General features: G+C 60.9%; 11 protein-coding genes. 8 read left to right on the forward strand and 3 right to left on the reverse strand.

The annotated features are described in order from the left end of the window. Window positions 1–5: 5 nt before the first annotated feature. Window positions 6–893: an acyl-CoA dehydrogenase family protein gene (locus AF70_RS13140; RefSeq protein ID WP_019580896.1), complete on the reverse strand. Its 888-nt coding sequence runs from the start codon at window positions 891–893 to the stop codon at window positions 6–8. Window positions 894–1047: 154 nt separating this feature from the next. On the opposite strand from AF70_RS13140, the gene olsB reads away from it, so the two are divergent. Next, window positions 1048–1803: an L-ornithine N(alpha)-acyltransferase gene (gene olsB, locus AF70_RS13145; protein ID WP_019580897.1), complete on the forward strand. Its 756-nt coding sequence runs from the start codon at window positions 1048–1050 to the stop codon at window positions 1801–1803. Further along, a complete protein-coding gene (locus AF70_RS13150; RefSeq protein WP_028939268.1) occupies window positions 1803–2597 on the forward strand; it encodes a 1-acyl-sn-glycerol-3-phosphate acyltransferase in 795 nt (264 codons plus the stop codon). Before olsB ends, AF70_RS13150 begins: the two co-directional genes overlap by 1 nt. Before the next feature lie 112 nt (window positions 2598–2709). Here AF70_RS13150 and AF70_RS13155 read toward each other — a convergent pair whose 3' ends face one another. Further along, complete coding sequence (locus AF70_RS13155) at window positions 2710–3279, reverse strand: ACP phosphodiesterase (protein WP_028939267.1); 570 nt, start codon at window positions 3277–3279, stop codon at window positions 2710–2712. Window positions 3280–3434: 155 nt separating this feature from the next. Here AF70_RS13155 and AF70_RS13160 point away from each other — a divergent pair, with 155 nt between their 5' ends. From AF70_RS13160 to AF70_RS13170, 3 genes are read left to right on the forward strand one after another with little or no spacing between them, the layout of a single operon-like run. Next, on the forward strand, window positions 3435–3737 hold the full coding sequence (locus AF70_RS13160) for a helix-turn-helix transcriptional regulator (protein ID WP_018926857.1): 303 nt from the start codon (window positions 3435–3437) through the stop codon (window positions 3735–3737). A 25-nt stretch (window positions 3738–3762) separates the two neighbouring features. Further along, window positions 3763–4929, forward strand: a complete 1167-nt coding sequence (locus AF70_RS13165) for an MFS transporter (RefSeq protein WP_028939266.1) — start codon at window positions 3763–3765, stop codon at window positions 4927–4929. Window positions 4930–4950: 21 nt separating this feature from the next. Further along, the gene (locus AF70_RS13170; protein WP_028939265.1) at window positions 4951–6000 is read left to right on the forward strand and encodes an alkene reductase; all 1050 of its coding nucleotides are present in this window, start codon (window positions 4951–4953) and stop codon (window positions 5998–6000) included. A gap of 300 nt (window positions 6001–6300) precedes the next feature. Here AF70_RS13170 and emhR read toward each other — a convergent pair whose 3' ends face one another. Then, a complete protein-coding gene (gene emhR / locus AF70_RS13175; protein WP_019580902.1) occupies window positions 6301–6933 on the reverse strand; it encodes an efflux system transcriptional repressor EmhR in 633 nt (210 codons plus the stop codon). Between the two features lie 264 nt (window positions 6934–7197). Here emhR and AF70_RS13180 point away from each other — a divergent pair, with 264 nt between their 5' ends. From AF70_RS13180 to emhC, 3 genes are read left to right on the forward strand one after another with little or no spacing between them, the layout of a single operon-like run. Continuing rightward, complete coding sequence (locus AF70_RS13180; RefSeq protein ID WP_018926861.1) at window positions 7198–8355, forward strand: efflux RND transporter periplasmic adaptor subunit; 1158 nt, start codon at window positions 7198–7200, stop codon at window positions 8353–8355. 3 nt (window positions 8356–8358) lie between these two features. Beyond that, complete coding sequence (gene emhB / locus AF70_RS13185) at window positions 8359–11520, forward strand: efflux RND transporter permease subunit EmhB (RefSeq protein ID WP_028939264.1); 3162 nt, start codon at window positions 8359–8361, stop codon at window positions 11518–11520. Next, window positions 11520–12980, forward strand: coding sequence for an efflux RND transporter outer membrane subunit EmhC (gene emhC / locus AF70_RS13190; RefSeq protein ID WP_028939263.1), 1461 nt, complete (start codon window positions 11520–11522; stop codon window positions 12978–12980). Before emhB ends, emhC begins: the two co-directional genes overlap by 1 nt. Window positions 12981–13028 lie beyond the last annotated feature (48 nt).

Here is a 13028-nt window from a genome sequence, read left to right on the forward strand (position 1 = left end):
GCCCGTCACCCTAACGAAGATCCCGCCAACGCCTTGGCCAACCGCTTGCCCCGCGCCCCTGCCGCCAGATCCATCACGGCCTGATCGCGTTGCCACACCGCCGCCCATTGCGGCGGGCCATCGGTCATGGCCTGATTCACTTCAGCCTTGAGCCCATCGAACTGCGCAAACAAACCGCCCAGCAACACATGCCCGGCCGGATTGTTCGGCGCCTGGCGGCTGACTTCCGCGCACCCGGCCAGCAGCGCCAGTAAACGCAGTTGCAAGGTGTGCGGCCAGTCGTTGTCCTGACCAATGCCGAACAGCCACGCGGTCATGGCGCTCAGCACATAAATGTCTTCCAGGGTGCGGAACGGTTTGACGTAAGCATCCCAGCCATCCCCCGCCAGCAATTCGCACAGCGCGTTGTCGAGAAACAGCCGACCGTGGCTGATCTCGGGCATCAACGGCAACGGCGCGAGTTTCTCCAGACGCACGCCCGGTTCGCCGGGGTAAACCACTGCCAGACTCAGGCGCGGGTCGCTGCCTGGCTCTTCGCTGCGAGCAGCGACCAGCAGCCAGTCGGCGGCATCGCCGGCGGTGACGAAATCCTTGCGTCCGCTCAGACGCAGATCCCGCAGCCGGGTCTGCATGTCCGCCACCCGCAAGCTGCGCTGCTCGGTCGCGCACAACGCACCGAGGCTCAGCGGCGCGCTCGGCCAGAGCATCCGCAGCGCCGCCTGATACCCCACCAGAAACGCCAACCCCGGAGTCGCCATCAGCCGTCCGCCGTTCACCGCCAATTCGAACGGGGTGACCGTGCCCAAGCGGTGCAACAAGGTCGCGAAGCCTTCGCCAAGGTCGGTATCGGCGGGCAGGCGATCGCTGCGGTTCAACAGGGTTTGCCAGGGCATAAGAGGCTCCTTGTGGGCTGTCATATAAGCATCACCAAAGCTTCATGGCGATGACACCGGGGCTACATAGCCTGACTTTGCACAACACGGCTGCATAAAGAAAGTCGATCGGCTGCAACCCAAGACGGGTGGCCAGCCCGTACGGAGATTCGCAATGACTCAGATCGCCCGCATCAGCGACACCGGCAATGAACGCCGCCTGCAAGCCGAACGCCTGGTGGGCGCCGAGGCGCTGCAGGAAGCCCAGGCCTTGCGCTTCAACGTGTTCAGCGGCGAATTCAACGCCAGGCTGAAAGGCGCGGAATTGGGTCTGGACATGGATGACTATGATGTTCACTGCGCCCACATCGGCGTACGTGACTTGAACACCGGGCGCCTGGTGGCGACCACTCGCTTGCTCGACCACACGGCCGCCAGCAGCCTGGGCAAGTTCTACAGCGAAGAAGAATTCAGCCTGCATGGCCTGGTTCATCTGAAAGGCCCGATCCTGGAAATCGGTCGCACCTGCGTCGACCCGGCCTACCGCAACGGCGGCACCATCGCCGTGCTCTGGGGTGAACTGGCCGAAGTGCTGAACCAGGGCGGCTATAGCTATCTGATGGGTTGCGCGAGTATTCCGATGCAGGACGGCGGCATCCAGGCCCACGCGATCATGCAACGCCTGCGCGAACGTTACCTGTGCACCGAACACCTGCGGGCCGAGCCGAAGAAGCCATTGCCGACGCTGGACATTCCATCGAACGTCATCGCCGAAATGCCGCCGCTGCTCAAGGCTTATATGCGCCTGGGGGCGAAAATCTGCGGCGAGCCGTGCTGGGACGAAGACTTCCAGGTGGCCGACGTGTTCATCCTGCTCAAACGCGACGAGCTCTGCCCGCGTTACGCCAAGCACTTCAAGGCGGCGGTGTAATGAGCCGCTTGCGGGTGTACGCGCGAATTGCGCGAGTGCTGATGGTGGTGGCGCTGGGCTTGAGCATGGCCAGTGTGTTCGGTGTGTTCGAACGACTGGGGATTGCCCATTCAATGGTCCGTCGCCAGCGCTGGTCGCGGTTTTTCATGGCGCGGCTGAGCAATGCCCTGCCCTTTCATGTCACCGTCCATGGTCAATTGCCGAGGGCGCCGATGCTCTGGGTCAGCAACCATGTGTCCTGGACCGACATTCCGCTGCTGGGCATGCTCACGCCGCTGTCATTCCTGTCCAAGGCTGAAGTGCGCACCTGGCCGGTGGCGGGCTGGTTGGCGGCCAAGGCTGGCAGCCTGTTCATTCGCCGTGGTTCAGGCGACAGTCAATTGATCCGCAAACAGATGACTCGCCATCTGGAACAGGAACACCCGCTGCTGATGTTCCCGGAAGGCACCACCACCGATGGGCGTTCGCTGCGCACGTTTCATGGTCGTTTGCTGTCAGCGGCGATCGATTCCGAAGTGGCGCTGCAACCGGTGGCGATTCGTTATCTGCGCAACGGCGAGCTCGATACCCTGGCACCGTTCATTGGCGATGATGATTTGCTGTCGCACCTGATGCGCTTGTTCGCCAATGATCGGGGTGAGGTGGAGATTCATCTGCTCAAGCCGATCGAGTGCCAGGACCGGGAACGCGCGGCGCTGGCGTTCGAGGCGCAGCAGGCGGTGCAGAAGGCGTTGTTTGGTGAAGTCGCGAAACCTGCCGAGCCACGGCGTGCCGGCGAACTGATCGCCGCCTGATTTTGCGTTTGTAGGAGCGAGGCTTGCCCGCGAAGCTTTTGGCGCCCTCGAGGACCTCTTCTCGGGCAAGTCGGATCGCCGCACCGCTCGCTCCTACAAAGCAGGATTGGTGTCAGCGGTTTTGTGCGAAGTCTTGAAGCTGCGGATAGAACAACCGAAAATCCTCGCTCAACGGTTCATACAACCGCCGCAACTCCTGCATTGCCGCGGCCAGCTCCTCGGGCCGCGTCAGTCTGCGTGAAATCCCCCGCAGCACCTGCTCAAGCACTTCGAACTCCTGATAAGCCCCCAACCAGTCATTGGCCACCATGTGCGGCGCAATCTTCGCCAGGCGCTCCGGCAACTGCGGCTCGGCCAGCAGCACCCGGTAAACATCCGAGGTGAACTGCGTAAGCGGACGGTCGGCGTACAGCGCCCAGTCCCGCGCCAGGCAGTGGTCGAAAAACACGTCGAGCACGATCCCCGCGTAACGCCTGCGCGTGATGGAAAACCGTGACAACGAGACATCCACCAACGGATGGCGATCGGTAAAGACATCAATGCTGCGATGCAACTGGATGGCCGCTTCGATCTCTGGATCGAACTGCCCTTGCAGCCGTCCCTTGACGAAATCGCCATACAGACTGCCGAGCATTTGACCGGGGCGTTGGCCACCGAGGTGCAGATGTGCGAGATAGTTCATCCGCGCAGCTTAGCACTGCCTCACCAATATCGTTATAACCCGATATACCGATTTACGCAGTCATCAGACCGAAATCATATTGGTATATCGCGAAATACCGATTTAAAGTTCGCCCCATCGCGATATAACGTTTTACTCATCACGAGCCCCAAGCCATGAACCTCGACCTCGACGAAATAATAAAAGCCCTGGCACATCCGGTACGGCGAGAAATCCTGCACTGGCTCAAAGACCCGGCCGTCGAATTTCCCGACCAGACCCACAGCAACGAGCACGGCGTCTGCGCCGGGCAGATCGATCAACGTTGCGGTTTGTCGCAGTCCACGGTGTCCGCACACCTGGCGACCCTGCAACGCGCCGGCCTGATCAGCAGCCGCAAAGTCGGCCAGTGGCATTTTTTCAAACGCAACGAGGAAACCATCCAGGAATTCCTCCGCACCTTCAGCAAAGAGCTCTGACCCTTTGGCCGATAAGGAATCAATCATGCCCCTCTCGCTACTCATTCTGGCCTTGAGCGCCTTCGCCATCGGCACCACCGAGTTCGTCATCATGGGCTTGTTGCCCGATGTGGCGGCGGACCTCGGCGTGTCGATCCCCGGCGCCGGCTGGCTGGTGACCGGTTACGCCCTGGGCGTGGCCATCGGCGCGCCGTTCATGGCACTGGCCACCGCCAGGCTGCCGCGCAAGGCCGCATTGGTAGCGTTGATGGGGATTTTCATCATCGGCAACCTGCTCTGCGCCCTGGCCAGTGACTACAACGTCCTGATGTTTGCCCGTGTGGTCACCGCCTTGTGCCATGGCGCGTTCTTCGGCATCGGTTCGGTGGTGGCGGCAGGCCTGGTGCCGGCCAACAAACGTGCGTCGGCCGTGGCCCTGATGTTCACCGGCCTGACCCTGGCCAACGTCCTCGGCGTACCGCTGGGCACCGCGCTCGGTCAGGAAGCCGGTTGGCGTTCGACCTTCTGGGCAGTAACCGTGATTGGTGTGATTGCGCTGATCGGCCTGATCCGCTTCCTGCCGGCCAAGCGCGATGAAGAGAAACTCGACATGCGCGCCGAACTGCGCGCCCTCAAGGGGGCTGGTATCTGGCTGTCGTTGAGCATGACCGCCTTGTTCGCCGCGTCGGTCTTCACCTTGTTCACCTATGTCGCGCCGCTGTTGGGCGAAGTCACCGGTGTTTCCCCGCGTGGCGTGACCTGGACCCTGGTGCTCATCGGCCTGGGCCTGACAGTCGGCAACATCATCGGCGGCAAGCTGGCGGACAAAGGCATGGCGGCGACGCTGATCGGCGTGTTCATCACCATGGCGGTGGTCTCCACTGTGCTGACCTGGACCAGCGTGGCCCTGATCCCGACCGAAATCACCCTGTTCCTCTGGGCCACTGCGTGCTTTGCCGCCGTGCCGGCACTGCAAGTCAACGTGGTGACCTTCGGCAAGGCTGCACCGAACCTGGTGTCGACCCTGAACATCGGCGCCTTCAACGTCGGCAACGCACTCGGTGCCTGGGTCGGCGGCAGCGTCATCGCCCACGGCTTCGGCCTGACCCGCGTGCCGCTCGCGGCCGCCGCACTGGCGGTGCTCGCCCTGCTGATAACCCTGATTACTTTCCGTCAGAGCGGCGATGCCGAACTGGCCCCTGCTACTAACTGATCGCTAAAAGAGAGCTATTAAATGACGACTATTTTCGATCCGATCAAACTGGGCGACCTTGAGTTGGCCAACCGCATCATCATGGCTCCGCTGACCCGCTGCCGCGCCGACGAAGGCCGTGTGCCGAACGCGCTGATGGCCGAGTACTACGTGCAGCGCGCCTCTGCCGGCCTGATCCTCAGCGAGGCCACGTCGGTCACGCCGATGGGCGTCGGATACCCGGACACTCCCGGCATCTGGTCCAACGACCAGGTGCGCGGCTGGAGCAACGTGACCAAAGCGATCCACGGCGCGGGTGGCAAAATCTTCCTGCAACTGTGGCACGTGGGTCGGGTTTCCCACCCTTCGTACCTGAACGGCGAAGCACCGGTCGCACCGAGTGCCATCCAGCCTAAAGGCCATGTCAGCCTGGTTCGTCCATTGGCCGACTACCCAACCCCGCGCGCCCTGGAAACCGCTGAAATCGCCGACATCGTCGACGCTTACCGTGTGGGGGCCGAGAATGCCAAGGCCGCCGGTTTCGACGGCGTGGAAATCCACGGCGCCAACGGTTACCTGCTCGACCAGTTCCTGCAAAGCAGCACCAACCAGCGCACCGATAACTATGGTGGCTCCCTGGAAAACCGTGCGCGCCTGTTGCTGGAAGTGACTGACGCCGCGATCGAAGTCTGGGGCGCAGGCCGCGTCGGCGTGCACCTGGCACCGCGCGCCGATTCCCATGACATGGGCGATGACAACCTGTCTGAGACCTTCACCTACGTTGCTCGTGAACTGGGCAAACGCGGCATCGCGTTCATTTGCTCTCGTGAGAAAGAAGGCGCCGACAGCCTCGGCCCGCAATTGAAAGAAGCCTTCGGCGGCCCGTACATCGCCAACGAGCGTTTTACCAAGGACAGCGCCAACGAGTGGCTGGCCAGTGGCAAGGCCGACGCGGTAGCGTTTGGTGTGCCATTCATCGCCAACCCGGACCTGCCGGCGCGCTTGAAGGCCGACGCGCCGCTGAACGAGCCGCGTCCGGAACTGTTCTACGGCAAGGGCCCGGTCGGTTATATCGACTATCCGACGCTGTAAGCCTCGACCGTTGAAATGCAAAAGCCCCGACTCGAAAGAGCCGGGGCTTTTGCGTATGGAAGATCAAAGGTCACTGAGGCAAATGCGATGCCTTTGGTCGGCTATTCGGCGCCCTTGTAGCCGGGGCGTTCACACTCATTCACATACTCGACACAAAATCCCTACAAAATACGTAGCTCGCTACCTATCAACCTGGCGAACGTACGTATATAAAAGCATCCCATTGCAAAAAGGCGCGCGAAGCAGGGACATTCCCTGCGTCATGCCTTGACACAAACGGATCCAATTACGCATTTTGTTTCAATTGCGCAGGCTGGGACTCAAGCGCAGCATATCCAAACCTGTGTCGACCCAACGCTCGGCTTCGATGTGCAGTTGAAAACTGTCGGGAGCCAACAGCCACTGATACAGGATGCCATCGATGTAGGCATGCAAGCTGATGGCCGCGCGGGCAGCGTCGAGGTTTTCCGGTAACTGCCCGCGATTCACCGCATTACTCAGGGCCAGCGCGATTCGCACATTGCAATCGAGACTGACCGTTCGGCGCTGCTGGCGCAGGTCGCACATTTCATCGGTGAATTCGCACTTATGAAACAGAATCTCGTTGATGCGTCGGGTTTTCGGGTCCATGGCAACTTGATGAAACAAATGAATCAGCAGTTTGCGCATGCAACCCAGCGGGTCGAGTTCGTCTTCGCTTTCACTGGCCTTGGCCATTTCATTCAGCGGCTCGTGCAGGGTATCGAGCATCGCCTGCAGCAGATCCGCCTTGTTACTGAAATGCCAGTAGATAGCCCCACGAGTCACCCCGGCCAGGGTAGCGATATCCGCCAGCGTCGTGCGTGCCACGCCCCGCTCGAAAAAAGCTTTTTCTGCCGCTTCGAGTATCTGGCTTCGGGTTTCTTGAGCTTCCTCTTTGGTGCGACGGACCATGGCAGTAAAACCTCAATCAGAGTGCCTCAGCGATGTCTGAACATCCGCTGAATAGAAGTGGGACGAGCGCTTTCGGGCTTCGTCTCAGGCCTACAATTCAAATCTTTGGACGGCTTTTGTAACGGTGTGGGTACGCCGCCAAGGTATTTACAAACAAGCATGAATGTAAGTATATTCCTTAGCAAGCTACTTATCCACCCGGTAAAATTTTTTAACCTTCCACCTTTCTTGTGCGCAACTTGCGCGCCTGACCCGAGGATCTTCATGCAATTCAAGCCAGCTGTTACCGCTCTGGTTACTGCCCTCGCCCTGGCATCGCTGCTCAGCGGATGTAAAAAGGAAGAGGCGGCACCTGCCGCACCCACCCCTCAGGTCGGCGTCGTAACCCTGCAACCACAAGCCTTCACCCTGACGTCTGAACTTCCGGGGCGCACCAGTGCGTTCCGCATTGCCGAAGTTCGCCCACAGGTCAACGGCATCATTCTCAAACGACTGTTCAAGGAAGGCGGCGACGTCAAGGCCGGTCAGCAGCTGTATCAGATCGACCCGTCGGTCTATGACGCGACCCTGAAAAGCGCCGAAGCCAACCTGCGTTCGACCAAATCGATCTCCGATCGCTACAAGCAACTGGTCGACGAACAGGCCGTCAGCCGTCAGGAATACGACACGGCACTGGCCAACCGCCTGCAATCGGAAGCCTCCCTGCAGACCGCCCAGATCAACGTGCGCTACACCAAGGTCTACGCACCGATCTCCGGTCGAATCGGCCGTTCGTCGGTGACGGAAGGCGCGCTGGTCAGCAGCGGCCAGAGCGACGCCATGGCGGTCATCCAGCAACTGGACCCGATCTATGTCGACGTGACCCAGTCCTCGGTGGAGCTGCTTGAGCTGCGCCGCGAACTGGAAAGCGGTCGTCTGCAAAAAGCCGGCGACAATGCCGCCGCGGTCAAGCTGACCCTGGAAGACGGCAGCCAGTACGCCGTGGACGGCAAGCTCGAGTTCTCTGAAGTCTCGGTAGACCAGACCACCGGTTCCGTGACTTTGCGCGCGGTGTTCCCGAACCCTGATCACACCCTGCTGCCGGGCATGTTCGTTCACGCTCAGTTGCAATCCGGGGTGAATAGCGCGGCGATTCTCGCTCCGCAACAAGGTGTGACCCGCGACCTCAAAGGCACCCCGACCGCGCTGGTCGTGGGTCCAGACAACAAGGTCGAACTGCGCCAGCTCAAGGCCAGCCGTACTGTCGGCAACCAATGGTTGATTGAAGACGGCTTGAAGGCAGGCGATCGCCTGATCACTGAAGGGCTGCAATTCGTCAGACCTGGTGTTGAAGTCAAGGCCACTGAAGCCACCAACGTCAACGCCAAGAGCCCGGTCCCCGCACAGGCAGCCAAAGTCGCTGTCGGCGGCAAAGGGGAGTAAACCATGTCGAAATTTTTTATCGACCGTCCGATTTTCGCCTGGGTAATTGCCCTGGTGATCATGCTGGTCGGGGCTTTATCGATCCTCAAGCTGCCCATCAACCAATACCCGAGCATTGCGCCTCCGGCCATTGCGATCTCCGTGACTTACCCTGGCGCGTCTGCACAAACCGTGCAGGACACCGTGGTGCAGGTGATCGAGCAACAGCTCAACGGTATCGACAACCTGCGTTATGTCTCGTCGGAAAGTAACTCCGACGGCAGCATGACCATTACCGCGACCTTCGAGCAGGGCACCAGCTCCGATACCGCGCAGGTTCAGGTCCAGAACAAACTGAACCTGGCCACCCCGCTGCTGCCGCAAGAAGTGCAGCAGCAGGGTATCCGCGTGACCAAGTCGGTGAAAAACTTCCTGATGGTCATCGGTGTGGTGTCGCGTGACGGCAGCATGACCAAGGACGACCTGTCCAACTACATCGTGTCGAACATGCAGGACCCGATCTCGCGGACCGCCGGTGTCGGTGACTTCCAGGTCTTCGGTGCCCAGTACGCGATGCGGATCTGGCTCGATCCGGCCAAGTTGAACAACTTCAACCTGACCCCGGTGGACGTGAAAACCGCCATCGCGGCGCAGAACGTCCAGGTCTCGTCCGGTCAACTCGGCGGCTTGCCCGCCCTGCCCGGCCAGCAACTGAACGCTACGATCATCGGCAAGACCCGTCTGCAGACCGCCGAGCAGTTCAAGGAAATCCTGCTCAAGGTCAACAAGGACGGCTCGCAGGTTCGCCTCAAAGACGTCGCCGAAGTAGGCCTGGGTGGCGAGAACTACAGCGTCAGCGCCCAGTTCAACGGCAGCCCGGCTTCCGGTCTGGCAGTGAAGCTGGCCAACGGTGCCAACGCCCTCGACACCGCAAAAGCCTTGCGCAAAACCATCAACGACCTGAAGCCGTTCTTCCCGCAAGGGATGGAAGTGGTGTTCCCGTACGACACCACCCCGGTGGTGACCGAGTCGATCAAGGGTGTGGTTGAAACCCTGGTCGAAGCGATCGTGCTGGTGTTCCTGGTGATGTTCCTGTTCCTGCAGAACTTCCGCGCCACCGTCATCACCACGATGACCGTGCCGGTGGTATTGCTGGGTACATTCGGGATCCTCGCGGCATTTGGCTTCAGCATCAACACCCTGACCATGTTCGGCATGGTGCTGGCCATCGGCTTGCTGGTGGACGACGCCATCGTCGTGGTGGAAAACGTCGAACGGGTCATGAGCGAAGAAGGCCTGTCACCCAAGGAGGCCACCAAGAAATCCATGGGGCAGATCCAGGGGGCTCTGGTCGGTATTGCCCTGGTGTTGTCGGCGGTACTGCTGCCGATGGCGTTCTTCAGTGGCTCCACCGGTGTGATCTACAAGCAGTTCTCGATCACCATCGTTTCGGCCATGGCCTTGTCGGTGCTGGTTGCATTGATCTTCACCCCGGCGCTTTGCGCCACCATGCTCAAGGCGATTCCGAAAGGCGAGCACGGCACGCCGAAACGCGGCTTCTTCGGCTGGTTCAACCGCAACTTCGACCGTGGCGTCAAAAGCTACGAGCGCGGCGTCGGCAACATGCTCGCGTACAAGGCTCCATACCTGCTGGCGTACCTGATCATCGTGGTTGGCATGATCTGGCTGTTCACCCGCATTCCAACGGCGTTCCTGCCGGAAGAAGACCAGGGCGTACTGTTTGCCCAGGTGCAAACCCCGGCCGGTTCCAGCTCCCAGCGCACGCAAGTGGTCGTGGATGAAATGCGCGAGTTCCTGCTGCGTCCGAGCAAGGATGGCGGCGAAGGCGATGCGGTGGCCTCGGTGTTTACCGTGACCGGCTTCAACTTCGCCGGCCGTGGCCAGAGTTCGGGCATGGCGTTCATCATGCTCAAACCGTGGGACGAACGTAACGCCGACAACAGTGTGTTCAACCTGGCAGCCCGTGCCCAACAGCACTTCTTTACCTTCCGCGATGCCATGGTGTTTGCCTTTGCGCCACCAGCGGTACTGGAACTGGGTAACGCCACCGGTTTCGACGTGTTCCTTCAGGACCGCGCCGGTATCGGTCACAACAAGCTGATGGAAGCCCGTAACCAGTTCCTCGGCATGGCGGCGCAAAGCAAGGTCCTGTCGCAAGTCCGTCCGAACGGCCTGAACGACGAGCCGCAGTACCAGCTGGAAATCGACGATGAGAAGGCCAGCGCCCTGGGCGTGACCCTCACTGACATCAACAACACCCTGTCGATTGCCCTGGGCAGTAGCTATGTGAACGACTTCATCGACCGCGGTCGTGTGAAGAAGGTTTACGTGCAAGGCCTGCCCGGCGCTCGCATGAGCCCTGAAGACCTGAAGAAGTGGTACGTGCGCAACAGCGCCGGCACCATGGTTCCGTTCTCGGCGTTCGCCAGGGGTGAATGGATCTACGGTTCGCCGAAACTGGCCCGTTACAACGGCGTGGAAGCGATGGAAATCCTCGGTGCCCCGGCGCCTGGCTATTCCACCGGTGAAGCCATGGCCGAAGTCGAAGCCCTGGCCAAGAAACTGCCGGCAGGTGTCGGTATTTCCTGGACCGGCCTGTCGTACGAAGAGCGCCTGTCCGGCTCGCAAGCGCCAGCGCTGTACGCCTTGTCGCTGCTGATGGTGTTCCTGTGTCTGGCAGCGTTGTATGAAAGCTGGTCGATCCCGATCGCGGTCATGCTGGTCGTGCCGCTGGGGATCATCGGCGCGCTGATGGCGACCAGCCTGCGCGGCCTGTCCAACGACGTGTATTTCCAGGTGGGGCTGTTGACCACCATCGGTCTGGCGGCGAAAAACGCCATTCTGATCGTCGAGTTCGCCAAGGAGCTGCATGAGCAAGGGCGTAGCCTGCGCGATGCAGCGATCGAAGCCTGCCGGATGCGTCTGCGACCGATCATCATGACCTCGCTCGCATTCGTGCTCGGCGTGGTACCGCTGGCCATTTCCACGGGCGCAGGTTCGGGTAGCCAACATGCGATCGGTACCGGGGTGATTGGCGGTATGCTCACGGCCACGATCCTGGCGATCTTCTGGGTTCCATTGTTCTTCGTCACCGTGTCGTCCATGGGCCAGCGCAAACTCGCCGACCAGGATGACGCCATTGAAACTTCTCAAGAGGCTGGCTAATGAGCAAGTCGCTACTCTCCCTGGCAGTCACCGCTTTCGTGCTGAGTGGCTGCTCGCTGATACCCGATTATCAGCGGCCTGAAGCACCGGTGGCGGGCCAATACCCGCAAGGCCCGGCGTATTCGCCGGCCCAGGCGCCTAACCAGGCCGCCGCTGAACAGGGCTGGAAGCAGTTTTTCCACGACCCGGCGCTGCAACAGGTGATTCAGACCGCGCTGGAGAACAACCGTGACCTGCGCGTCGCGGCGCTGAACATCGACGCTTATGCGGCTCAATACCGCATCCAGCGCGCCGACCTGTTCCCGGCGGTTTCGGCCACCGGCAGCGGTAGTCGTCAGCGGGTTCCGGCACGGGCCTCGCAAACCGGCGAAGCGAACATCAGCAGTTCCTACTCGGCCACCGTCGGCATCAGCGCCTACGAACTCGACCTGTTCGGTCGGGTGCGCAGCCTGAGCGAAGAAGCCCTGCAGAAGTACTTCGCCACTGAAGAAGCACGGCGCAGCACGCAGATCAGTCTGGTGGCCAGCGTGGCCAATGCCTACCTGACCTGGCAGGCCGACAAGGAACTGCTGAAACTGACCCAGGAAACCCTCGGTGCCTTCGAGGAGAGCTACAAGCTCACCTCGCGCAGCAACGAAGTGGGCGTAGCCTCGGCGCTGGATCTGGCCCAGTCACGTACCTCGGTGGAAAACGCCCGTGCGCAACAGGCTAAATACACCCGTCAGGTCGCCCAGGATGAAAACAGCCTGGTGTTGCTGCTCGGCACCGGTATCCCGGCCAATCTGCAAGCAGCCAAGCCTCTGTCGGACGACCTGCTGAGCGATGTGCCGGCGGGCCTGCCGTCGGACTTGCTGCAACGTCGCCCGGACATCCTCCAGGCCGAATACAACCTCAAGGCCGCCAACGCCAACATCGGCGCGGCGCGGGCGGCGTTCTTCCCGAGCATCAGCCTGACCGCCAATGCCGGCTCGCTGAGCCCGGACTTGTCCGGTCTGTTCAAGGGCGGTTCGGGCACCTGGTTGTTCCAGCCGCAAATCAACCTGCCGATCTTCAACGCCGGCAGCCTGCGCGCCAGCCTGGATTACTCCAAGATCCAGAAAGACATCAGCGTGGCGAACTACGAGAAGTCCATTCAAACGGCCTTCCAGGAAGTCGCCGATGGCCTGGCTGCACGCCAGACCTACACCGAGCAGTTACAGGCTCAGCGTGATTTCGTCAGCGCCAACCAGGACTACTACCGTCTGGCCGAGCGTCGTTATCGCATCGGGGTCGACAGCAACCTGACCTTCCTCGACGCCCAGCGCCAGCTGTTCAGTGCCCAACAGGCGCTGATCACCGACCGCCTGGCGCAGCTGACCAGCGCGGTCAACCTGTACAAGGCGTTGGGCGGTGGCTGGAATGAACTGACGGCGAAGAACGAGCCGTTGAAAGAAGAAGCGCCGAAGATGAAGTTGTTCTGATAGCGCCGTAAACACGAAGCCCACCGTTTGGTGGGCTTTTTGTTGGCC

The sequence above is a fragment of the Pseudomonas sp. KD5 genome, assembly GCF_012932895.1.
Lineage (GTDB): Bacteria > Pseudomonadota > Gammaproteobacteria > Pseudomonadales > Pseudomonadaceae > Aquipseudomonas.